At 70.6% G+C, this 21,969-nt stretch carries 20 protein-coding genes and 1 other RNA gene; 4 read left to right on the top strand and 17 right to left on the bottom strand.

The genetic code is table 11. The features are described from left to right. Window positions 1–27 precede the first annotated feature (27 nt). The 15 genes from Dsi01nite_RS08035 to Dsi01nite_RS07965 all read right to left on the bottom strand — a co-directional run bounded on the left by Dsi01nite_RS08035 (window position 28) and on the right by Dsi01nite_RS07965 (window position 15,422). Window positions 28–540 carry a hypothetical protein gene (locus tag Dsi01nite_RS08035; protein WP_203845410.1) on the bottom strand — a complete coding sequence of 171 codons (513 nt, stop codon included), beginning with the start codon at window positions 538–540 and terminating at the stop codon, window positions 28–30. 146 nt (window positions 541–686) lie between these two features. Continuing rightward, window positions 687–1,664, bottom strand: coding sequence for a helix-turn-helix domain-containing protein (locus Dsi01nite_RS08030; protein ID WP_203845409.1), 978 nt, complete (start codon window positions 1,662–1,664; stop codon window positions 687–689). Window positions 1,665–1,769: 105 nt separating this feature from the next. Continuing rightward, complete coding sequence (locus Dsi01nite_RS08025; RefSeq protein WP_203845408.1) at window positions 1,770–2,345, bottom strand: Uma2 family endonuclease; 576 nt, start codon at window positions 2,343–2,345, stop codon at window positions 1,770–1,772. Window positions 2,346–2,537: 192 nt separating this feature from the next. Next, window positions 2,538–2,909, bottom strand: coding sequence for a nuclear transport factor 2 family protein (locus Dsi01nite_RS08020; RefSeq protein WP_203845407.1), 372 nt, complete (start codon window positions 2,907–2,909; stop codon window positions 2,538–2,540). A 150-nt stretch (window positions 2,910–3,059) separates the two neighbouring features. Continuing rightward, on the bottom strand, window positions 3,060–3,536 hold the full coding sequence (locus Dsi01nite_RS08015) for an NUDIX domain-containing protein (RefSeq protein WP_203845406.1): 477 nt from the start codon (window positions 3,534–3,536) through the stop codon (window positions 3,060–3,062). 743 nt (window positions 3,537–4,279) lie between these two features. Then, window positions 4,280–4,654: a transfer-messenger RNA gene (gene ssrA / locus Dsi01nite_RS08010) on the bottom strand. 65 nt (window positions 4,655–4,719) lie between these two features. Then, on the bottom strand, window positions 4,720–6,096 hold the full coding sequence (locus tag Dsi01nite_RS08005) for an SRPBCC domain-containing protein (RefSeq protein WP_203845405.1): 1,377 nt from the start codon (window positions 6,094–6,096) through the stop codon (window positions 4,720–4,722). Window positions 6,097–6,165: 69 nt separating this feature from the next. Further along, window positions 6,166–6,645, bottom strand: a complete 480-nt coding sequence (gene smpB / locus Dsi01nite_RS08000) for an SsrA-binding protein SmpB (protein WP_203845404.1) — start codon at window positions 6,643–6,645, stop codon at window positions 6,166–6,168. Window positions 6,646–6,702: 57 nt separating this feature from the next. Then, window positions 6,703–7,998, bottom strand: a complete 1,296-nt coding sequence (locus Dsi01nite_RS07995; RefSeq protein WP_203845403.1) for a M23 family metallopeptidase — start codon at window positions 7,996–7,998, stop codon at window positions 6,703–6,705. Window positions 7,999–8,145: 147 nt separating this feature from the next. Next, window positions 8,146–9,021, bottom strand: coding sequence for a permease-like cell division protein FtsX (gene ftsX, locus Dsi01nite_RS07990; protein WP_203845402.1), 876 nt, complete (start codon window positions 9,019–9,021; stop codon window positions 8,146–8,148). 60 nt (window positions 9,022–9,081) lie between these two features. Continuing rightward, complete coding sequence (gene ftsE, locus Dsi01nite_RS07985) at window positions 9,082–9,762, bottom strand: cell division ATP-binding protein FtsE (RefSeq protein ID WP_033367409.1); 681 nt, start codon at window positions 9,760–9,762, stop codon at window positions 9,082–9,084. A 216-nt stretch (window positions 9,763–9,978) separates the two neighbouring features. Continuing rightward, window positions 9,979–11,094, bottom strand: a complete 1,116-nt coding sequence (gene prfB, locus Dsi01nite_RS07980) for a peptide chain release factor 2 (RefSeq protein ID WP_203845401.1) — start codon at window positions 11,092–11,094, stop codon at window positions 9,979–9,981. Between the two features lie 88 nt (window positions 11,095–11,182). Next, window positions 11,183–11,698: a PadR family transcriptional regulator gene (locus tag Dsi01nite_RS07975; RefSeq protein WP_203845400.1), complete on the bottom strand. Its 516-nt coding sequence runs from the start codon at window positions 11,696–11,698 to the stop codon at window positions 11,183–11,185. A gap of 81 nt (window positions 11,699–11,779) precedes the next feature. After that, window positions 11,780–14,506 (bottom strand): serine/threonine-protein kinase, encoded by a 2,727-nt coding sequence (locus tag Dsi01nite_RS07970; RefSeq protein ID WP_203845399.1) that lies wholly within the window; start codon window positions 14,504–14,506, stop codon window positions 11,780–11,782. Window positions 14,507–14,600: 94 nt separating this feature from the next. After that, on the bottom strand, window positions 14,601–15,422 hold the full coding sequence (locus Dsi01nite_RS07965; RefSeq protein ID WP_203845398.1) for a tryptophan 2,3-dioxygenase: 822 nt from the start codon (window positions 15,420–15,422) through the stop codon (window positions 14,601–14,603). Window positions 15,423–15,448: 26 nt separating this feature from the next. Between Dsi01nite_RS07965 and Dsi01nite_RS07960 the strand changes: the two genes are divergently transcribed. After that, window positions 15,449–17,035 (top strand): WYL domain-containing protein, encoded by a 1,587-nt coding sequence (locus Dsi01nite_RS07960; RefSeq protein WP_203845397.1) that lies wholly within the window; start codon window positions 15,449–15,451, stop codon window positions 17,033–17,035. Here Dsi01nite_RS07960 and pruA read toward each other — a convergent pair. Beyond that, complete coding sequence (gene pruA / locus Dsi01nite_RS07955) at window positions 17,032–18,651, bottom strand: L-glutamate gamma-semialdehyde dehydrogenase (RefSeq protein WP_203845396.1); 1,620 nt, start codon at window positions 18,649–18,651, stop codon at window positions 17,032–17,034. The two genes, Dsi01nite_RS07960 and pruA, sit on opposite strands and share 4 nt — an antisense overlap. Before the next feature lie 105 nt (window positions 18,652–18,756). Here pruA and Dsi01nite_RS07950 point away from each other — a divergent pair, with 105 nt between their 5' ends. Then, on the top strand, window positions 18,757–19,599 hold the full coding sequence (locus Dsi01nite_RS07950) for a hypothetical protein (RefSeq protein ID WP_203845395.1): 843 nt from the start codon (window positions 18,757–18,759) through the stop codon (window positions 19,597–19,599). On the opposite strand, the gene Dsi01nite_RS07945 is transcribed toward Dsi01nite_RS07950, so the two are convergent. Further along, window positions 19,596–20,102, bottom strand: a complete 507-nt coding sequence (locus Dsi01nite_RS07945) for a DUF6912 family protein (RefSeq protein ID WP_203845394.1) — start codon at window positions 20,100–20,102, stop codon at window positions 19,596–19,598. The two genes, Dsi01nite_RS07950 and Dsi01nite_RS07945, sit on opposite strands and share 4 nt — an antisense overlap. Window positions 20,103–20,224: 122 nt before the next feature. Here Dsi01nite_RS07945 and Dsi01nite_RS07940 point away from each other — a divergent pair, with 122 nt between their 5' ends. Further along, on the top strand, window positions 20,225–20,464 hold the full coding sequence (locus Dsi01nite_RS07940; protein ID WP_203845393.1) for a helix-turn-helix domain-containing protein: 240 nt from the start codon (window positions 20,225–20,227) through the stop codon (window positions 20,462–20,464). Window positions 20,465–20,613: 149 nt separating this feature from the next. Continuing rightward, complete coding sequence (locus Dsi01nite_RS07935) at window positions 20,614–21,243, top strand: Rv3235 family protein (protein ID WP_203845392.1); 630 nt, start codon at window positions 20,614–20,616, stop codon at window positions 21,241–21,243. The last annotated feature ends 726 nt before the right edge of the window (window positions 21,244–21,969 follow it).

The raw sequence follows: 21,969 nt of genomic DNA, 5'->3' as shown, positions 1-21,969 counted from the left end.
CGACGTCGTCGGGGGCCCTCTGCCGGTCTAGGCGAGCGTCACGCAGAGGTTCTCCATCGTGCCGAGCTGGACCGGCACCTCCCGGCTGCCGTCGGGATGCCGGATCACGACGAAGTCGCCGCGGGTGATGTAGTCCCCGCCGGGGAAGCCGACGTTGGTCGCCTTGATCGGCAGGGCGTTGTGGCCCTTGAGCTGCGAGACCCTGGTGCCGTCCGGCAGGTAGTACACCCGGATCGAGCCGGTGGCGTCCCGGACGACCGACTTGTGGTTGCTGGTGTTGGTGTACCGGATCACCAGGACGCCCTCGAAGTCCTGCACCTTCGGCGAGCCGTCCGGATAGGTGGCGGGCGTGCGCATCCGCTCGCGGTCCCGGACGATGTCGCCCTTGACCTCGAACGAGCACACGTCCCCCGCGGGGATGACGAACGGCGGCGTGCTCGTCGGCTCCCAGCCACCACCGCCCGACCCGGACGCGGCCGCCGGCGCCGCGCTCACCGCCACGATCGCCGCCGCCAGGACAAGCGCCTTCACCACGCGCATGGATGCCTCCTCATGTCCGTTGCTCTGTCCCGGACATGGTGGGCTCAGCCGATGCGGCCGCTCCACGATTCGGTTCTCACCGAATGCTCGCCGCTCCCAGCGACTCGGTTCTCACCGAATGCTCGCCGCTCCCAGCGACTCGGTTCTCACCGGATGCTCGCCGCTCCCAGAAGGTCGGTGCCGAGGGCCGTGCGCTGGTAGAGCACCTGCCGCCCCGACCGGCGGGACGTGACCAGCCCCGAGCGGCGCAGCACCGACAAGTGCTCACTCACCGACGCCGCACTCAGCCCGAGGTCCCGCGCGACCTGCGTGGTCGACAGCGGCAGGTCGAGGCGCACCAGCAGCGCCGCCCGGCTGCGCCCGAGCAGATCGGCGACCGGCGCGGCCGACGACCGGGCCGAGCCGTCCCAGACCTGCCCGACGCCGCGCGGGCCGTACACCAGCGTCGGACCTCGCGGGTCGGTGTCGACGAGCAGCGAAGGCCACGCGAACACGCACGGCACCAACAGCACCCCGGCACCGTCAAGCCGGCGCTGCGACCGCCAGGTGGGCCAGAGGATCCGCAACGCGTCGTCCGCGTATTCCAGCTCCGGATGCAGGTTCCCGAGGAGCCGCACGATCCCGCCGGAGGTCAGCTGGTCCGCACGGTACCCGACCTCGGCGTCGAGCAGTCCCGCCAGCCGCGCCCACACCGGCTCGATCGCGGCCCGCCAGTAGGCCTGCACCTCGACGGCCAACCGGCCGAGGTGCCGCTCCGGATTCTCGTACAGGGGACGGAGCGCCTCCGGCAGCGGCGCATCACCACCGAGCAGGTCCAGCTGTGCCCGCACCGCCGCCTCCGGCGCCGTCCGGACCCGGGCCAACTCGTCGGCGAACCTCATGTCCATCCGGTCCGGCGACGGCATCAGAAACTCCGGCACGTATCGCGGATCGGCGAGCAACGGCCGCAACAACTCGAGCCGCAACGCGGCGACAGGCCCCCGCACCGACCGCACCCACGGCTCATGCATCCGGGCCCGCCCGGCGTGATCGGCCACCCGCATGCTGCTCATGACCTCATGCATGGGCGAACGCGCGAAGCGGATCCGAGCCAGGTCCCCCGGCTCGAACAACAGCTCGATCACCCAAACCACGATACCGATGAATCCGCCCAGAGCCTCCCACCGTGACCAGCGAAAACCCGTCCAGTCATGGACCCGACTCGCCGAACCCCGGCTCCGTGAATCCGGTCACGTGAGCCGGCGGGGCACCCGGCTCAACAAGTCGGTCGGGTCGAGCTCGAATGCAAACGGCTCCTCGACGGACAGCACCTCGCCGGCTTTCGCTACCGCGTGCTCCATGTAGTGCGCGCCGTCAAGCTGGAACAACCACAACGTCACGGAACCCGGTGGTTCCTGCTCGACGAGCAGGTACAGCTTGATGCCGGCCTTGGCGTACAGGTCCATCTTCACCAAGCGGTCGGCTGCGGCGTTACCCGGGGAAACGATCTCGACCACCAGCATCACATCGGGAGCGTCGATCACCGCACCGTCCTCATCGGTGTCCGCCACGACGAGGTCGGGAATCATGATCCGCCCACTTTGCAGCCGGACGTTCACCGCTCCCAACGCGAACAGTCCAGCCTCATTGGCCGCCCGGTCGAACTCCACGAACAGCAGCGACGAAAGTCGCTGGTGCCGCTTGCTCGGCGCCGGGCTCACCAGAAGACTCCCGTCCAGGAGCTCGATCCGGTCTGACGTTACGCCGAGCGCAAGGTACTCGTCCTCACTCCACGGCCCTTCGTGCTCCAGCACAGCAACGCCCATCAGCTCACACCTCCCGACGGCTGCTGCCACAGGCCTGCCATGGCGACAGGCCTGTGGCGATGCACGCCGTCAAGACAACACCGAATACATTAGGCCAGAAGTTGCCGTATGGCTACTTTGTGCCGTGAATGGAGCGGGGCTCCGCCGCCGGAGGGCCGCACAAGCCGGCAATGGTTCGCGGCCGCGAGGTCTCTAGAGCGGAGTCTCCTGATAGGTCGCCTCACGCCAGCTCCCGTCCTGGCGCAGCCAGACCTCGCCGACGAGCACATCGCGGGGCACGGGCCTGCCCGCATAGGTGCCTTCGAGCGTGCCGCGGAAGCTGACGAGCGCCGCGTCGGGGCCGAGCGGCGTCGTGGTCAGGTCATCTGCCGGGAGGCTCTGGAAGGTGAAGTCGTTGAAGTGGTCGAGCAGTTGGGTACGCCCATCGAAGCGGGCGTAGGACATGATCGAGACGTGGTCCTCGGTCATGAGCGCTGCGACCTTGTTCCGGTCGTGCTCGACGAAGGCGGTCCGCAGCTCGGCCACAGCAGCGGACAACTCGCGATGCAAACGGTCCTCCTGCACGTCCGTTCCCCCTTCACTGCGATCGTGCGGTCCAACGCCACCTGACGCCCCGGAACACACGACCGTCGGGACATGACAGGTGCGTCCCTACCCGCCACGGCGCCCGGTAACCGGTCACACCACCAGCGCTCCACCTGGTGCGCGCCGCCACTATCCAAGATGCGGCTTCCCGTTGCCCGCGAGATAGTGCGAGATCCGCAACCGCATCGACCGATGCATCTGGAGCCCTTCGACATCAGCCGGCGCGACCCAGTGCACCTCCCGCGACTCCGAACTCGGCGTCGGCGTGCCGCCGACCGGCCGGGCCGTGTACACGATCGAGAACTCCTGCCGAGCTTCGTCATCGCTGGTGTACAGGATGATGTGCCGAGGGTCGGTGTAGATGCCCACAAGCCCGGTCACCTCGACGTGCATCCCGGTCTCCTCGAAGGTCTCCCGCACAGCGCAGTCCGTCATCGACTCCCCGGGATCCATCGCCCCGCCGGGCAGCGCCCAGTTGTCGTTGTCGGTGCGGCGGATCAGCAACAGGGCGCCGGACTCGTTGACCACGACGACATTCGCGGACGGCACGATGCTGGTCACCGAAGGGGCGGCAGGGTCGTCGAAAAAGTCGATACGGCGGGTCATGGCGCGACCCTAACGGCCCCAAACCTGTCAGACCCCATCGCTTGCTCGCGCGCGGGGAATCCGAACCGGAACGGTGAAGCCAACGCTGACCTACTTGAACCCGCTGGACCAGCCCCTGCGCAGGCCCAGCTCGAAGAACTCACACTGGTAACCCGCGACGCCCACATCCACAAATACGACGTCGACTTCCTCGCGGTCTAAACCTCGGCAGCTGGGCGGCCGCGGCGTTCCGATGACGGCGACACGGCAGACGACCACTGATCTAGCGCTCAACGCTCTCTTGGATCGACTGCGAGCACCTCGGCGAAATTCGAACTGGAGCGGACAGGCCAGCGGCACGCCTTTGGCGCCCGGCCCCGAATGCACGCCCAGCGGACCCCTGCCAGGCGGCGGCACGCCAGCAGCACGAGACCCCGCCGAACGTGGGTCGCGGGGTGAGACCCCTTCCGAAGAGCGACCAACGGCTGCGCGGGAAACACGCCCCAGCCAAAGGCGGACACCTGGTCGATCCCCGACCAGGCGTACAAGTACGCCGTGCTGCGCGAGAAACACGCCCCAGCCAAAGGCGGACACCCCTGCGCCAGCAGGGATGTCCGCCGGCAGACCACAGCAACCGTGGCACGGTCTTGAGGGGGTGTGGGTGGAGCGAAGCTCCCCCACTGGGGAGCGCCGGCGAAGCCGGTGCGCGGGGAATACGACACCGCCAACGGCGAACGCCCCCTGCGTGAGCAGGGGGCGTTCGGCGGTGGAGGTGCCGGGAATCGAACCCGGGTCCTTCGTTGCTTTGCTAGGGCTTCTCCGAGCGCAGCTCGCTGTGCCTCTACTCGGCCCTACCGATCATGCGAGCGAGTCGGTATGACGGGTCCAGTCGCGATTGATCTCGCCGCACGAGCCCCGCGACAGGACTCGGTTGGCCAGCCTTCTAGCTGATGCCGGTGATCGGGTCGAAGGCGAACCCGGACCGACAGATCTGCTACTCCTGCTTAGGCAGCAAGAGCGAGATCGGAGCGCTTAAGATTGGCGCTTATAACTTTCCGACGACTGATTCACGAGACAACGTCGGCTTCCTCGACTCGCTTCCCCTAGCGCGGCGCACAAAGTCGAAACCAGTCACCCCCGCGCGGGTGGTGTTGGCTGCCGCTCCGTAGCGGCTGATCTAGCGTAGCGCGTCCCCACCAGCTTTTCATCCCGATACCTGGGTGCAGGGGCGTCCGTCGATGGTGCAGTCGAGGGGGGTGTTGCGCACGCCGAGGCCCTCGACCTCGAAACGGACGGTCACGGAGCCGCCGTTGCGGATGGTGCGGGTGCTGTCGACGGGGGTGAAGATCACTTTGAGGCCGGTGCGGGACATGACGGCGCCGTCGACGTCCCGGACGGTGAGGTCGAGCAGGGGCAGGACGATGACGACGGTCCAGTCGGTGCTCGGGGCGGTGCTCGGGTTGGCGATCGTGACGGTGACCCGGTAGGAGGTCAGGGTCAGGTCCTCGGTGCGGGTGCGGGCGGTGAGCTGCGGGCCGGTGGTGGTGGCGCTGGGCGCGGACGTGGCCGGCGCCGGGGGCGAGCCGGTGGGTGCCGAGGTCGCCGGGACCACTGCGACGCGTTGGGAGCGTTCCGCGGGTGCGGCCGGGACGGTGGCCTGGGCCGGGCCCTCGACGCCGCCACCGGTGCGGGGCGGTTTGGCCGGATGCGGCGCGGTGGCCTTGCCGACGAGCAGCGCGATCATCGCCAGCAGCAGCAGGATCGCGGCCGCCGCGGCGACGGCCTGGCTACGACGGTCCGCCGACCAGTCACGCGCGGTGACGATGCGGTGCCAGCTTCGGCGTACCCACGCGGAAAACGCGGAAAACGCGGAAGATGCGAACGCACCCCGCCGATGCGTGAACTGATGGCCCGGTGTCACGGAGTCGTCGACGCGGGCGGCCGGCACGGCGGCGACACCGGTCGCTCTCGCGCCCAGGACGGCGGCGGCGAAGCCCGGCATCGTGGTCGTCGGGCGGGGTCCGGCGGTGGAGCGCACCTGGGAGCTGAGGCCGGGCGCGGACCGGCTCGGCGAGTTGAGCTGGCGCGGCAGCCGGTTGAACGGGCCGCCGTCGTTGCGCCGCACGGCCGCCGGCGGGTCGGTGACCGTGGGCGCGGCCGGCGGGTCGGCGGCCTGACGGGCCAGCGTCGCCGCCATCGGGCCTTCGAAGAGCTGCTGGTACGTCCTGCGCAACACCCTGCGCCGCATCGTGCCCTGCGGGCCGAGGAAGCCGCTCTGGGTGAGGGTGAGCCGGGTGCCGTCGCCGGGCAGTTCGTCGAGGGTGAGGGCGACGACGGTGTGCAGGTTCTCCCCGGACCACCGCATCACCAGCCGGTGCGGCGCCTCGGTGGTGACGATCTCGCCCTCGATCGGGTCTTCGAGGCCTGCCAGGGTGCCCGCCTGGAACGTGAACGTGCCGTCGTCGCGGACCATGAACCGGGTGGTGGGCAGCCAGTCGGTGACGAGGTGCGCCTCGGTGAGCGCACGCCACACCGCGGGGGGCGGGTGCTCGAGGTCGACATCGACCCGAATCTCGGTCACGCACGGACTATAGGGCTTGCACGCATTGCTCGCTTGCCCGTCGTAAACTACTCAGCCACCCGGGACGATTTACTCGTCTCTGCCCTTGTTCCTGCTGCCCATGACGCGAGAGATCTCCCGCTCGGCATCACGTTTCGCCAGGGACTGGCGCTTGTCGTAGGACTTCTTGCCGCGGGCGAGGCCGATTTCCACCTTGACCCAACCGTTGGAGAAGTACACCGAAAGCGGCACCAGCGTGAGGCCACTCTCCCGAACCTTTGCCCCGATGCGGTCGATCTCCTGCCGCTTCAGCAGCAGTTTCCGGACCCGGCGCGGGGGGTGGTTGGTCCAGGTGCCCATCGTGTATTCGGGGATGTGCATCGCATGGAGATACACCTCCCGGTCGGAGATCTGCCCGAAGGCGTCGACGAGCGAGCACCGGCCGGCCCGCAGCGACTTGACCTCGGTGCCCGTGAGCGCGATGCCGGCCTCGAGCTCCTCGAGGATCTCGTAGTCGTGGCGCGCCTTCCGGTTGGACGCGACGAGCTTGCGTCCCTTTTCGCGCGGCATCGACCCCTCCAGAAATCTTGACAGGAGTATCAGCGTAACGCGCGGGGCAAGGCTGTTTCAGCAGAGACACCCGGGCAGCCAGCTCAGCGGCTGGATCGGGCTGCCGTTGAGCCGGACCTCGAAATGCAGGTGGTTGCCGGTGGACGCGCCGGTGGTGCCGACCCGGCCGATGAGCTCGCCGCGGCGGACGGTCTGGCCGACCTTGACCAGGATCTGGGACTGGTGCCCGTAGCAGGTGGCGAGCCCCTTGCCCTGGTAGATGCCGTGGGAGATGCACGTGTAGTTGCCGTTGCCGCCGGCCCAGCCGGCCCGCACCACCTTGCCGTCGGCGGCGGCGACGATCGGCTGCCCACCCCCGGCCGCGACGTCGATGCCGGCGTGCAGTTGGTACACCTTGTAGACGGGGTCGAAGCGCATGCCGTAGTTGCTGGATTTCCAGCCGTGCACCGGCATGAGGAAGAACGCGCCGCTGCTCGGTGGAATCGCGGTGGTCAGTTGGGTACCGCTGGCAGCCGGCCGACCGGCAGCCCTGGCCGCCTTCGCCGCCGCCGCGGCCTCCGCCGCCGCCTCGGCCCGCAGCTCGCCGGCGATCCGGTCACTGTCGACCTTGAGCTGCTGATAGCGGGCGAGGACGGCGGTGCGCTCGGAGCTGGCGACGGCCTCGGCCTGCGCGCTCTTGTCGATCAGGGTCTTGACGTCGGCGGCGGCCTGTTCGGCGCCGGCCTGCGCGGCCATGCTGTCCTGCAGCGCCTGGCGGGTCTGCTCGGCCGCCTGGGCGGCCTTCTGCCGGGCCAGTTCGGCGGCGCTGGAGCGCTGCTTGGCCGACATCCTGGCGATCGTCAGCTCGTCGAGGGCCCGCTGGCTCTCGGCGGCGACCCGGTCGAGGTAGGAGATGCGCATCGCCAGGTCGTTCGGCGAGCCGGACTCGAGGATCGAGTTGAACATCGCGAACCCGCTGCCCTTGTACGCGGCCGCGACGAACGCGGACACGTCGTCGCGGCCCTGCTCGACCTGGGCCTTGGCGCCGTCGTACTCGGCGTCGGCGGCCTCGACGACGGCGTCGGCGGCGTCCCGGTCGCGCTGCGCCTGACGGGCAGCCGCCTCGGCGGCGATGACCCGGCCCTTCGCGTCCTCGAGGGCGTCCTGGGCGCCGGGCAGTGCGGCGGTCGCCGCGGCGTGGTCGGCGGCGGCCTGCTGGGCCCGCTCGGTGGCGGCCTCGAGGGTGGCCTGGGTCTCCTGGAGCTGGCGGTCCACCCGCGCCTTGTCGTCGCGGGCGTCGGCGTGTCCGGCCGTGCCGCTGCCGAGCAGCACGACGACGGCGCCGATGGCGCAGATGATCCCGATCCGGTTCACATAACCCTCCAGTACCACTTGAGGGTTACCGTACGCAGGAAAAGACCCATAAGTCCGGAATTTTGGCGAAATGCCCCTATCGTGGCGCACTTCGGATATACGAAAGGGGTGGGCCGAAACCGGCCCACCCCTTGACGTTCGTGCAGGTCAGACGCGCACGTAGAACCGCAGCGTGATCCAGGCGGTGATCGCGCTGACCAGGCCGCCGGCGCCGCAGAGGACCGGCAGCATCAGCCAGATGCTGCTCCAGTCGATCGGCAGCAGGACGTTGGCCAGGGCCTTGAGCGAGCCGTCGATGAAGAAGAACTTCGCCGCGACCAACCCCCCGAAGGCCAGCAGCGCGCCGAGCAGACCGGCAAATACCGCCTCCAGGACGAAGGGCAACTGGATGAACCAGTTCGAGGCGCCGACGAGCTTCATGACCGCGACCTCGCGGCGCTTGCTGTAGGCGGCCACCTGGATCGTGTTGGCCACCAGGAGCAACGCGGCCGCGCCCTGGATGATGGCGACGGTGAGCGCCAGGGTCTGCAGCGCGCCCAGTAGCTCGAAGACCTTCTTCAGCAGCTCCTGCTGGTCGACGACGTCGCTGACGCCCGGCATGGTGCCGACCTCAGCGGTCAGTTCCTTGACCTTGGTCGGGTCCTTGAGCTTCACCCGGTACGACTCCGGCAGCGACTCCTTCTTCGTCGCGTTCACCAGGTCGGGCGCGTCCTTGAACTGCGTCTGGAATCGCTTCCAGGCATCGTCGCGGCTCTCGTACGTCACCTCCTTGACCAGTGCGCTGCCGTCGAGTGCGCTCTTGATGCCGTCGCGCTGCTCGTCGGTGACGTCGGCCTTGAGGAAGATGGAGACCTCTACGCGCTGGTAGAAGAAGTCCTCCATCTTGTTGACCTGGAAGAACAGCAGCAGGCTGGCGCCCAGCATGGTCAGCGACACGGTCATCGTGATGATCATCGCGATGGTCATGGTGACGTTTCGCCACAGCCCGGTCAGGACTTCGGACAGGACGTACTTCAAGCGCATCGGGTGGGGTTCCTTCCCAGCGGACCCGGCAAAGTCAGAGGTGGATTACGACTGAGGTCGTCAGCCGTAGACACCACGCGGCTGGTCGCGCACGATCCGGCCGCTCTCGATCTCGACGACCCGCCGGCGCATCTGGTTCACGATGTTGGAGTCGTGGGTGACCATGACGACCGTGGTCCCGGTCCGGTTGATCCGGTCGAGCAGCCGCATGATCTCGATCGACGTGTCCGGGTCCAGGTTTCCGGTCGGCTCGTCGGCGAGCAGGATCAGCGGCCGGTTGACGAACGCGCGGGCCACGGCGACCCGCTGCTGCTCACCACCGGACAGCTCGTGGGGGTAGCGGTGCTCCTTGCCGCCCAGCCCGACGAGCTCCAGCACCTCGGGGACGACGCGACGGGCGACGCCCTTCGACTTGCCGATGACCTCGAGGGCGAAGGCGACGTTCTCGTACGCGGTGCGGTTGGGCAGGAGACGGAAGTCCTGGAACACGCAGCCGATCTGCCGGCGGAACGCCGGGATGCGCCACGAGCGCATCGAGGTCACGTCGCGCTCGTTGACGACGACCTTGCCCTTGTTGGGCGTGACCTCATGCAGCAGCAGCTTGATGATCGTGGACTTGCCTGAGCCGGAAGGTCCGATGAAGAAGACGAACTCGCCCTTCTCGATGTTGACGGAAACATCGTCGAGTGAGGGGCGGGACGCCTTCGGATACGTCTTCGTCACGTGGTCAAGCCGAATCACGGGACGTGAGTCTACGCGGTGTGACATCCACGCCAAGTACACGAAGTGCGTCGCGCGTCGTTTGCCCTAAATGCGAACCCGAAGAGCTGACCCGAACCGCAGGGCAGCACGTGATTTCAGCCGCGAGAGTGACGTACATCACACTCGCGGCTTCGATCAATCGGTTACCCAAGGTGATCGTCGCATTCCAATGCGATGATCATGCCCTTGGCGGACCTACGCGGGGTTGAGCTCGCGCTGCTTGCGCCACCGGATGCCGGCGTCGATGAAGCCGTCGAGGTCGCCGTCGAAGACCGCCGACGGGTTGCCCGTTTCGTGCTCGGTGCGCAGATCCTTCACCATCTGGTACGGGTGCAGCACGTAGGAGCGCATCTGGTCGCCCCAGGAGCCCTGCACGTCGCCGCGGAGCTCGTTCATGGTCGCCTTCTCCTCGGCCCGCTTCACCGCGAGGAGCTTGGCCTTCAGCACCGTCATGGCGGTCGCCTTGTTCTGGATCTGCGAACGCTCGTTCTGGCAGGAGACCACGATGCCGGTGGGCAGGTGGGTCAGGCGCACCGCGGAGTCGGTCGTGTTGACGCCCTGACCGCCGGGGCCACTGGAGCGGTACACGTCCACGCGCAGATCGTCGTCGGGGATCTCGACCTCGTCGGTCTGCTCGACCACCGGCACGACCTCGAGCGCGGCGAACGACGTCTGCCGGCGCCCCTGGTTGTCGAACGGGCTGATCCGCACCAGCCGGTGCGTGCCGGACTCGACCGACAGCGTCCCGTACGCATACGGCGCCTTCACCGCGAACGTGGCCGACTTGATGCCGGCCTCCTCCGCATACGAGGTGTCGTAGACGTCGGTGTCGTAGCCGTGCCGCTCCGCCCAGCGCAGGTACATCCGCAGGAGCATGTCGGCGAAGTCCGCGGCGTCGACGCCACCGGCACCCGCGCGGATCGTGACGAGCGCCTCACGGGCGTCATACTCACCCGAGAGCAGGGTGCGGACCTCGAGCTCCTCGATCGACTTGGTCAGCGCGGAGATCTCGTCGGCGACCTCGTTGAGCGAGCCGGCGTCGTCCTCGTCCTGGGAGAGCTCCAGCAGCACCACGGCGTCGTCGAGCTTGGCTCGCAGCCGCTCCAGCTTGCCGATCTCGCCCTGCACGTAGGACAGCCGCGAGGTCACCTTCTGCGCCGCCACCTGGTCGTCCCACAGGTTGGGCACGGCGGCCGCCTCTTCGAGCTCGGCCTTCTCCTTCCGGAGACGGTCGAGGTCGATGACGGCCTCGATGTTGCGCAGGATGCCATCAAGGTGCTTCAGCGATTCGGCGTGGTCGAGAGCGGTCACCCTCAAAGACTACGCCGAAGCGGAGCGCGTATCCGGCGGTGGATGGTGTACGGCGAACCGACCGGCACCGGTCACGGGCGCCCCGAGGCTATTTGGTGGGTGCGCCCTTGAGCCAGGCGAGCGCCGCCTTGTGATAGCCGACCGCGAACTCCAGCGACGCGGCATAGAACTCGTCACCGGACTTCTTCGCCTCTTTGACCAATTCCCGCGCCTCGGTCAGCGCCGCATTGTGATATTCGGACGCCTGCGCATAGACCTGCTGCAGTTGTGCACCTGACTGCTGCCCGCCGAACGCGACACGCAATGCGACGGGATTGCGCAGCGCCTCACGACCGGCCGGCTCCGACAACCAACGGGTGAATGCCCGCTTCCCGGCCGGCGTGATCGCATACGGCTGGCTCGAACGCGCACCGGGCTTGCCGAGTTTCACGTAACCGGCGGCGGCGAGTGCGGGAAGCTCGCGGTAGACCTGGCTACGCGTCATCGACCAGTAGGCCCCGAGGCGTCGCTGCGCGGCGGCCATCAGCTGCCCACCGGTCATCGGCCCCTCGTGCAGCAGACCGAGCAGGGCCGCCGCCGTCGCGTTGACTCCAGATTCCGCCATGGACCTACGCTGTCATCTTTCTCCGGCCCAGTCCAGGATTTCGACAAATCCACTGTCGACTGTCGCGTCGCGACAGTCGAGTTAGGACGGAAATTTCGGCGGCGGGGGAAAGGACGGCATCGTCGGGAACGGCGGCAGTGGATCACCGATACCGGGCAGCGACCGGGTCGGCGACGGCACCGTCGACGGACGCTTCGTGGGCGTTTTCCCGCCGTCTCCGGGCGCGGCGGAACCGTCCGCGGAAGGCTCGGGGGAAGGCGCCACGGAAGGCGACGCGCCGCCGGAAGGCCCGGCGCTCGGCGCGGACGACGCACCGGAGTCACCCGCGGGCGTGGTCGCGTTCACCTGTGTGGGCCGGCGGCCGTCGCCGTCGAACACACCGGAGAGCAGGACCCCGCCGATCCCGAGCAGGATCAGCAGCAGCACCGCCCCGGCCACACCGACGAGGACCCGCCGGTCGGACCGGCCGGCACCATCGGCCGGGGCGTCGGCGGGCAGGCCGGTCGCGCCGTCGCCGGCACGCTCGGCCGACTCGTCCGAGGCGGCCCGGAGCCAGGGCAGCCCGTCCGGGAGGGCCGGCGGCTCGCTCCCAACCGGCGGCTCCTGACCGGCCGGCGGCTCGAAACCGGCCGGCGGTTCGAAACCGATCGGCGGCTCGTAAGCGGCCGGCGGCTCCTGGCCGGCCCGGGGCGGTGCGGAGGACGCCAGGACCTCGGTGGGCAGCGCGCTCCACGGGTCCTCCGGCACCGCAGGGCGCGGGCCGGCGGGGGCGTTGGCCGGATCGGGCAGCACGGGCCAGGCCGCGGGCACGACCACGTCGGTGGACGGCTCCTCCGCCACCGCGGGCCGCGCGTCACCGCCGGGCGCGGCGCCGGCCGGGATGGCATCGGGGGCGGCCGGGTGCGCCGCCCGCTGGTGCGGGATGCCGGGCGTGAGCACCGCGGTGAACGCGTCCGCCGCGGGCGGCTCGTCCGGATCGGCGACCGGCGCGGCGTTCCCATCCTGCGCCGGCGTGTCGGCACCCCACAGCGGCACGTCCGTCACGAGCGCGAGCCCGGCGGTCTCGTCGACCGGGCCAGCCTCCGCAACCGGGGCCGGCTCAGCAACCAGACCGGCCTCCGCAACCGGAGCCGGCTCAGCAACCGGACCGGCGGTTTCCGGAACGCCACCCTCCGCGACGACACCATTCTGGGCGGCCGCGGCATCTCCGACCACCGGCGCGGCGAGCGCCTTGTTCAGCGCCGCGAGCGCACCGGCGGGCGCAGCCTCCACCGGCTTGGCAAGCACGACGACGGTCGGCTCCTCCACGACGGCCGGCGCCACCACCACAGCGGCGGTCGGCTCCTCCGAAGCGGCAACCGGCGGCTCCTCCGAATCCAGGACACCGACAGCCGGCACCTCATGCACGACGACGGTCGGCTCCTCCGAAGCGGCAACCGGTGGCTCCTCCGAATCCAGGACACCGGCGGTCGGCTCCTCCGAAGCGGCGACCGGCGGCTCCTCCGAATCCAGGACAGCGGCGGCCGGCGCCTCGTGCACGACGACGGTCGGCTCCTCCGAATCCGAGTCCGAGTCCGAGTCCGCAGCTGCGGCAGCGGCAGCCGGTGCCTCGTCCGCCGGCTCCCCCGCCGCCGCCGCGACGGACTGCTCCGCCACGGCCGGGGTCACGATGATCTCCGTCGGCGGTTCCACGTCCGCGGCGTCGAACCCGTTCGGCGCGGTCGGCAGGTCGGCGACGTCCTGGCGGACCGACGCCGCGAACGCGCCCGGCCCCTGCGCCTGCGTCGGCAGCTCGCCGAGCGGCAGCCCGTTGGGCTCGGTCGGCAGGTCCTTGATCGGCACCGCCATCATCAGCGCCGCCGACGCCGCGGCCGGTGAGGTGGGCGCGGTCGGCAGCGGGACCCAGTCGACCCGCCGGACCGGCGCCGACACCGGGGCGGTCAGCTCGGCGGAGCGGACCCAGAAGGTGACCGCCTCGGCGGGGAGGCGGGGCAGCGGCTCGAAGCCGTCCAGGGCGCCCTCCGCGACCCGGAGCCGGCCCACGATCGAGGCGGCCGCCGGGCGCATGCGCGGGTCGAGCTCCATGCAGGCCTCGATGATCGGCCAGAGCGCGGCCGGCATCCCGGGCGGTGGGACGGGCACGCAGTCGGCGTGCCGGCGCAGGACGTCGTTGGGGGATCCGCCGCGGTACGGGCTCCGGCCGCAGATCAGCTCGAAGAGCACCACGCCGAGCGCATACACGTCGGAGGCGGGGCTGGGCAGCCCACCGGCGACGACCTCGGGCGCCACGTACTCGGGGGTGGCGTGGGTCGGGCCGGCCGGCTGGTCGAGGCGGCGGGCGACGCCGAAGTCGGCGAGCCGCACCGGGCCGCCGTCGAGCGGGACGAGCAGGTTGCCGGGCTTGACGTCGCCGTGGACGATGCCGGCCGCGTGGACGTAGGCGAGGGCGTCGGCGACCTGCGCGACGACCTCGGCGGCGACCGCGGGCGGCAGCGGCCCGTCGGAGCGCAGCCGGCGGCGCAGGTCAGGGCCGGCGACGAGCTCCATCGCGATGGCCAGCAGGCCCTTGCCGGTGATCAGGTTGTGCACCCTGATCACCGAAGGGTGGTCCAGGCCGGCGAGCAGCTCGGCCTCGCCGAGGAACCCGTCGACCAGCTCGGGCACCTCGGCTGCCTCGGACCGCATGACCTTGACCGCAACCCACTGGCCGGTCTGCTCGTCGTACGACCGCCAGACCGCGCCGATGGCACCCCGGGCGACCTCGGTCTCGAGCCGGTACCGGTTGCCAAGCAAGGTCTTCGTTTTCATCGGACCCCTCCCCATCACCTAGGACGGTAGGCCCGCGTCGATGCCCCGCGACGGACCGGGTGGGGCGGTTGGCACAAAGAAGGGAGTAGCGCGGCTACATGTGCGAGCGCAGCTCCCACAGCTCCGGGTAGAAGCGCAGCTCGACCCGCGAGCGCAGGTAGGCGCCGCCGGCGCTGCCGCCGGTGCCGGCCTTGGTGCCGATCTGACGTTCGGCCATGAGGACGTGCCGGGCCCGCCACAGCGACCAGGCCTGGTCGTGGGCGACCATCGTCTCGGCCAGGTCCCAGAACGGGCCGTAGTGCTCCCGGTCGCGGGAGATCGTGAGCAGCGACGCGATGCGGTCCTCCTGGCTCGCCACGGCGAAGCCGGCCTTCTCCAGGGTGACGAGGAACGCCTCCCACACGCTCGGCTCGTCCAGCCGCCGGGTCAGCCGGGAGGTTTCGAGATCGGACAGTCCGCGGAAGCGCTGCAGGTACGTCGGATCCTTCAGACCGGAGAGGAACTCGATCTCACGGAACTGCGCGGACTGGAACCCCGAGGCCGGGGACAGCTTGTTGCGGAAGCGCAGGAAGTCCTGCGGGGTCATCGTGTCGATCACGTCGACCTGCCCGACCAGGACCCGCTGGATCGCCAGGCAGCGCTCCAGCCGCACGCGGGGCAGGTAGGTCTCCCCCACCAGCAGCCGGTCCCGGGCGTCGGTCAGCTCGTGGAGGATGAGCTTGAACCACAGCTCGTACACCTGGTGGATGGTGATGAAGAGGAGCTCGTCGTGCGCGGCCGGGTCCGACTCGGGGACCTGCGCGTCCAGCAGACCGGACAGTTGCAGGTAGTCACCGTACGTGAGCCGCCCGCCCTGCTCGCCGAAATGCGCGTCCTGCCAGTTGCCGGCGACGTTGCCGGCCGATGGGTTGGTCACCTCCTCAACCTATAAGGTCACGAGTCGTGACGAGAGGTGCACTGGTCGGCTGGCTGAGTCGTTTGGCACCGGACGAGTTGGGCGCCGTGCTGCGCCGCCGTCCCGATGCGCTCGGCGCACCACCCCCCGATGACCTGGTGCAACTGGCCGCACGGCTGTCCGCCAGGACCGGGGTCGACGAGATCGTCGCGTCGCTGCCGCTGCCCGCCGTCCAGGTCCTCGAGGCGCTGTCCGGGCCCGGCCCGGTGTCGCTGCCCGACCTCGCCGACCGGCTCGACGTCGCCGTGGACGACCCCACCCTCGACGCGACCCTGCAGGTGCTGCTCCAGCGGGCGCTCGTCTGGCCGTCGGAGGACGACGGCGCGCTGTTCTCGGCCGCGTACCTGCCGGAGCAGGAGCCGGAGCCGTTCCAGCCGGTGCCGCCGGCGCCGAGGCTGCTGCCCGCCGACCGGACCGCGGTGCGCGACGCGGCGGTCCGCGCGGCGACGCTGCTGCTCGAACGGCTCCCGGTGCTGCTGGACGCGGCGGCGGCCCGCCCGTTGGGCCGGCAGCGCACCGGTGGGGTCGCGGTGCGCGAGCAGCGCCGGCTCGCGCTCGCCTCGGGGCTGGACGAGCCGACGGTGACGCTGCTGGCGGACCTGGCGGTCGCGGCGCGGCTGCTGGGCCCGGACGGGGTCCGGCTGGTGCCGACCCTCGCCTATGACGACTGGGCCGAGCGGGCCCCCGCGGACCGGCTCGCCAGGCTGCTGAAGGAGTGGTGGTCCGGCGCGCCGCTGCGGCAGGTCGTGGTCCGGGCGATGCACGAGCTGCCACCGGACACCGCCGTGGCCGACGTGTCGTCGTTGGCGCCGCTCGTCCGGTGGACGGCCCCGCTACAGACGCGGACGCAGGAGGATCTCGGGTCGGTCGTGATCGGGATCGTGGCCGAGGCCACCCTGCTGGGCGTGTGCGCGTCGGGCGCGCTCAGCCCGCTCGGCCGGGCCCTCGCCGACGGCCGCGGCGTGTCCGACGTGGCGCAGCGGCTGCTGCCCGCGGCGCCGGCGGCCGACGCGCTGCACGTGCGTGGGGTCGGCAGCGTCATCGTCAGCGACGACACGGCGCTGCTGGACGACGTGGTGGCCGCCGAGGGGCTCGCGCCGTTGAAGCTACGCCGGATCGCGCCGACCGTCGCCGGGTCCGCGCTGTCGCCGGTGGACACCCTGGCCGCGTTGCGGGCCGCGGGATACCAGCCGGCCCGCGACGCCGGCCCGGGGCCCGTCCGGCTGCACCGGGCCAGGGTCGATCACCAACGCCGCCCGGCGGCGCGGTCCACCGTGGACCCGGGCGAGCTGGCGGCGCGATTGCTCGTGCCCCAGCAGCGGCGGCCGGACACGCTCGAGCTCATCCGGCAGCGGGCGCCGCAGCTGCGCCCGGAACAGGCCCAGCTGCTGGCGACCGCGGTGGAGGACGGCTCACCGGTGTGGATCCGCTACGTCGACGCCGGTGGCCGCGCCTCCGAACGCGTCATCGACAACGCCCAGCTGTCGGGCGGCAACATCGACGCGTGGTGCCGGCTGCGCCGCGACGACCGGGCCTTCACCCTCGACAAGATCGTCGCGGTCGCGCCCGTCTAACCCATGTGCGGGTACCGGTGATCGGTCGGCGGCACGAACGTCTCCTTGATCGTGCGCGGCGACGTCCAGCGCAGCAGGTTGTGCCAGGAGCCGGCCTTGTCGTTGGTGCCGGACGCGCGCCCGCCACCGAACGGCTGCTGGCCGACGACCGCGCCGGTCGGCTTGTCGTTGACGTAGAAGTTGCCGGCGGCGAACCGCAGCGCGTGTGACGCCCGCTCGACCGCCTGCCGGTCGGTGGCGAAGATCGACCCGGTGAGCGCGTACGGCGCGACCGACTCCGCCTGCGTGACCACGGCGTCGTAGTCGGCGTCGGGATACACGTGCACGCCGAGGATCGGCCCGAAGTACTCGGTGGTGAACACCTCGTGCGCCGGGTCGGTGGCCTCCACGACGGTCGGGCGGACGAAGAAGCCCTCGCTGTCGTCGGTCGTGCCGCCGGCCACGACGGTGCACGCCGGCGAGTTCTTGATCCGGTCGAGGGCCTGAGCGTGCCGCTCGAACGCCCGCCGGTCGATCACGGCGCCGCCGAAGTTGCTGAAGTCGGTCACGTCGCCGTAGGTGAGACCGTCGGCCTTGTCCACGAGGTCGTTCTTGATCTTCGCCCAGATGCTGGCGGGGACATACGCCCGGGACGCCGCGGAGCACTTCTGGCCCTGGTACTCGAACGCGCCCCGGATCAGTGCCGTGGTCAGCGCCGCCGGGTCCGCGGACGGGTGGGCGATCACGAAGTCCTTGCCGCCGGTCTCGCCGACGATCCGCGGGTAGGAGCGGTACTCCCGCTCCGCGACGATCCGGTTCAGCGTGCGGAACACCGCGGTCGAGCCGGTGAAGTGGATGCCGGCCAGGTCGCGGTCGGCCAGGGCGACCTCGGACGTCGCCAGCCCGTCGCCGGTGACCAGGTTGATCACGCCGGCCGGCAGGCCCGCGGCCTCGAACAGCCGCATGGTGAGATGCGCGGCCAGCTGCTGCGTGGGCGACGGCTTCCACACCACGGTGTTGCCCATCAGCGCCGGCGCCGACGGCAGGTTGCCCGCGATCGCGGTGAAGTTGAACGGCGTGATCGCGTAGACGAACCCCTCCAGGGGCCGGTGGTCGAACCGGTTCCACACTCCCGCCGACGACTTCGGCTGCTCCGCCAGGATCTGCTGGGCGAAGTGCACGTTGAACCGCAGGAAGTCGATCAGCTCGCAGGCCGCGTCGATCTCGGCCTGGATCGCGGTCTTGCTCTGCCCGAGCATCGTGGCGGCGTTGAGCGTGTCCCGCCACGGGCCGGCGAGCAGGTCGGCGGCGCGCAGGAACACCGCGGCCCGCTCACTGAACGGCAGGTCCCGCCAGCCCGGCGCGGCCCGCTTCGCGGCCTCGACGGCGTCGGCGGCGTCGCCGGTCGTCGCGTTGCGGGTGACGCCGAGCACGTGCCGGTGGTTGTGCGGCTGCACCACGTCGATCGCGTCGCCGGCCGCCATCCGCTGCCTGCCGTCGATCGTCATCGTCAGCTCGAACCGCTCACCGGCCAGCTCCACCAGCCGGCGTTGCAGGCTCTCCCGCTCCGCGGACCCGGGCGCATAGCCGCGGACCGGCTCGTTGGTCGGGTCGGGCACGGCGAACAAGCCATCCATCACAGAACTCCAGATCTCTGCTCGGCAACGTTGACGAGGTTTCCTCTCATCCTCCCACGCTCCCCTGAGCAGCCGTTCGGGTCGCTCCGCGTACGCTCCTTGCTCGTGAGTACCGCTACGTCCAAGGTGTCCACGTCCCGCCGGCCGATCACCGTGGTCGTCGTCGCGCTCGTGCTGCTCGCGTTGACGCTCTGGTCGACCTACAGCGTCATCGCCAACGCGGCGAGTGAGTTCCTCATCACCACCCTGGCCGCCCTCGTGCTGCCCAGCATCCTGCTCGCGACGATCCTGGCCGGCGGCGCCGCCGGGATCCTCGCCGTCGGCCTGCTGCCCTGGCGCCCGCTGCTCGCGGGGCTTGCCGGCGGCCTGGTCGTCGGGCTGCTCGCCATGGCCGGGACGCTGGTGGCGTACCACCACGGGCCGGCCGTGCCCTACGTGGCCGCGGTCGTCGCCGTCACCGGCGCGCTGGGCGGTGCGACCGCCGCGTTCCGGCCCCTTGCCGCCGGGATCGCCGGCGGGGTCGCCGCGACCGGGCTCGGCCTGGTCGTCGCCTACTTCCAGAATGACCTCGTCGACCTCTTCGGCAACCAGGAGACCGTCGGCACGATGGCCGAGGCCGCGTCCCGCCTGCAGCTGACCACGTCCGTCGTCAGCGGCGTCCTGGCCGGTGCCGTCGCCTTCGCCTACCTGCGCCGGACGGGTCTCGCACTGCCGTGGCCGGTGTACCCGGCAGCCGGCGCCGCCGCGGGTGCCCTGACCCTGGTGTCGACGCTGCTCGGCTGGCTGGGCCGGCTCCCGCTGACCGAGATCGTCGAGGACTACAGCGAGTTCGACGCGCAGATCATCTACAGCCGCCTGCCGGAGCAGATCAACCACGGCATGATCGTGCTCTTCGCCGGCGCCTTCGTCGCCATGATCCTCGTCGGCCGGACCATCCGCCGGGCTTAACTGACCAGTTGGTCCAGCTCGGACGGGTCGTACCACTCCAGCTCGTGATCCTCGGCGCCGTCGACGGTGAACTGCGCGTCCGGGTCGCCGGCGGCGGCCTCCTCCACCACGTCCGCGGCGGCCGACACCTCCGGCTCGGCGTCGCGGCCGTCGACGTGGATCGCGGCGACCGCCCGCAGCGGCACCTTTCCCGACACCTCGACCTGGCTGGACCCGAGATCCAGCCCGGCCATCTTCAGCGACCGCTCCGGCAGGTCCACGCACAGCACCACCCGGCGGCGGGGCGCCTTCGGGTCGTGCCGCAGGAGCCGCAGCGCGCTCTGCGCCGCCCGCGTGAACGCGACGTATTCGAGCTCCTCCTCGTCGCCTTCCGCATACCACTCCCGCAGCGCGGGCGTGACGGCGTGCGCCTCCCCCGGCGGGGGCAGCTCGCCGCTCTCCCGCAGGACGGCCAACTGGGCGATGGTCGCTGGCAGGTACACACGCGTGAGGTCACTCGTCACGACACCTGTCCTACACCTTCGGCCGCGGTTTTGGTTCCGCTTTGGGGGCGTGTCACGGTCCGCGTTTCCTTCGGGGGTGCCGTCGCAACCTGTCGGGGGCGAACGATGGCAAACTGAGCCTCATGGAGCCGCGATTCCTGCTCATGGCCGACGTCGCCGAGCAGTTGAACGTGTCGACCTCGCAGGTCTACCACATGGTCCGCAGCGGCGAGCTGCCGGCGATCAAGGTCGGCGGGCGGGGTCAGTGGCGGATCGAGCGCTCCAAGCTCGAGGAGTACATCTCGCGCAAGTACGCCGAGACCGCCGAGTGGGTGCGCACCAACCCGCTCGTCGAGCGCACCGACGACGACCCGCTCGCGTAAAGCTCCGCCTCCCACCTTTTCCGCATTTTTCATACTCTTCCGCTCTAGTTGATCTTGCGTTTGCCTACGTTTGCCTTGACTGGCTTCCGGATGGGTCTTAGAAAGAAGGAGGCAAACGAAAGCAAACGCAAGGATCGGGGGAAACAGTCATGGCGCCCACCACGACTCCGGCTCGCCCGCGCCGCCGCGCCCCGGGACGAGGCGGCACCCGGGGACCCGCGGCCTCGACGATCGCCGTCCTGGTGCGCCCGGCACCGCCCCTGGACCCGCCGTGCGAGGAGACCCTCGTCCGCCATCCGTCCCAGCCGGCGGGCGGCATGGACTTCCTCCCCGGCGACTGGCTGGCCTTCCCCGGCCCGGCGCAGGTCCCGTCCTCCCGCCCCGGACGCACGGCCCCACCCCCTGACGATCCCGCCCCGCCACCCCCGCACGCCGCCGCCCAGCGCTTCGTCGGCATGTGCGTCGAAATCCTCAACGGCTACCGCCCGGCCGCCCACCTGCGCCGCGTCACCCACCCGAAGCACTGCTCCGCCGTCACCGACCAGTTGATCCGGCGCACCGTCCGGGTCCGCATGCCCCCGTCCCACGCCGCCCGCCAGGGCCACCTGGTCCGCGTCCGCCGCATGCTCGTCAACGAGCCGCTGCCCGGGGTCGCCGAGCTCGTCGCCGTGCTCGAGCAGGGCCCCGCCGTCTGGGCGATGGCGGTCCGCCTGGAGCACACCGCCCGCCCCGGCCCCAATCCGTCCACCTGGCTGTGCACCTTGGTCCAGGTGGTCTGAAGCTCCGGTGCGCCCACCGAGGGAGGGCGGCGGGCGCACCGGTCTCAACCCCGCTCCTGAGCCACCGTCCCGATTCGGGGCAGGACGGCGGCTCACCACCATCCAGCCCTTGTCCGGCTGGCCACCTGACAGCGGGGACCCCACCGGCCAACCTCGCGGGGCCGGCGGGTCCCCGCTGCTCAGCGGCCCGGACGGCAAGGGCCGACCAGGCCCCCGGTGCGCCCTCTGGAGGGGCGGCGGGCGCACCGGGCTTCCACTCCCAGACCCCGACTCCGCGGTTGCCAGCGTCGCCGGCGATCGACAGGAGACCGCGGCCACCCGGGCCTCCTGTCGATCACCCAGGTGTCGCCGGACGGCACCCTTCAGCTCCCGACATTCGGCGCGCCCTCGTGGGCGCCTGCACGGTGACCACGGCGGCAGGCTCCCCCCATCCGATGCGAGGTGCTCCCGGAGACGCACGCCGGTGCTGCCCACCACGCCGCCGTGAATTGCGTGATCGAAGCCGCCGGGTGGCCGCCGGGCGGGCGGCGGTGCGGGCGACGCGTTCGAGGCCTCCGACGACGGCAGCCGGACACGGCCTTCGATCAGCAATGCAGCGCTGGTGAAACGGTGACATTGGGCGAGGGTCTGGAAGCACGGGGTGGGGGAAGGATCGACGCGGCGAGTCGAGACGGACTCGGCTGGTGGTGGTGGCTGGCGCAATCGTCGTGGTCCGAGGGCAGCGCG

Origin of the sequence: Dactylosporangium siamense (assembly GCF_016862795.1) — a bacterium.
In the GTDB taxonomy this organism is placed as follows: domain Bacteria; phylum Actinomycetota; class Actinomycetes; order Mycobacteriales; family Micromonosporaceae; genus Dactylosporangium; species Dactylosporangium siamense.
Note: the sequence above shows the minus strand (reverse complement) of the source record. Positions and strands in the feature narration are given on the sequence as shown.

Excerpts from the sequence above, each read along its gene's own strand:
- Dsi01nite_RS08035 (WP_203845410.1), bottom strand. The coding sequence starts at position 540 with ATGCGCGTGGTGAAGGCGCTTGTCCTGGCGGCGGCGATCGTGGCGGTG.
- Dsi01nite_RS08025 (WP_203845408.1), bottom strand. The coding sequence starts at position 2,345 with ATGGGCGTTGCTGTGCTGGAGCACGAAGGGCCGTGGAGTGAGGACGAG.
- Dsi01nite_RS08015 (WP_203845406.1), bottom strand. The coding sequence starts at position 3,536 with ATGACCCGCCGTATCGACTTTTTCGACGACCCTGCCGCCCCTTCGGTG.
- smpB (WP_203845404.1), bottom strand. The coding sequence starts at position 6,645 with ATGCCGCGCGAAAAGGGACGCAAGCTCGTCGCGTCCAACCGGAAGGCG.
- ftsX (WP_203845402.1), bottom strand. The coding sequence starts at position 9,021 with ATGCGCTTGAAGTACGTCCTGTCCGAAGTCCTGACCGGGCTGTGGCGA.
- Dsi01nite_RS07975 (WP_203845400.1), bottom strand. The coding sequence starts at position 11,698 with ATGGCGGAATCTGGAGTCAACGCGACGGCGGCGGCCCTGCTCGGTCTG.
- Dsi01nite_RS07970 (WP_203845399.1), bottom strand. The coding sequence starts at position 14,506 with ATGAAAACGAAGACCTTGCTTGGCAACCGGTACCGGCTCGAGACCGAG.
- pruA (WP_203845396.1), bottom strand. The coding sequence starts at position 18,651 with ATGGATGGCTTGTTCGCCGTGCCCGACCCGACCAACGAGCCGGTCCGC.
- Dsi01nite_RS07940 (WP_203845393.1), top strand. The coding sequence starts at position 20,225 with ATGGAGCCGCGATTCCTGCTCATGGCCGACGTCGCCGAGCAGTTGAAC.
- Dsi01nite_RS07935 (WP_203845392.1), top strand. The coding sequence starts at position 20,614 with ATGGCGCCCACCACGACTCCGGCTCGCCCGCGCCGCCGCGCCCCGGGA.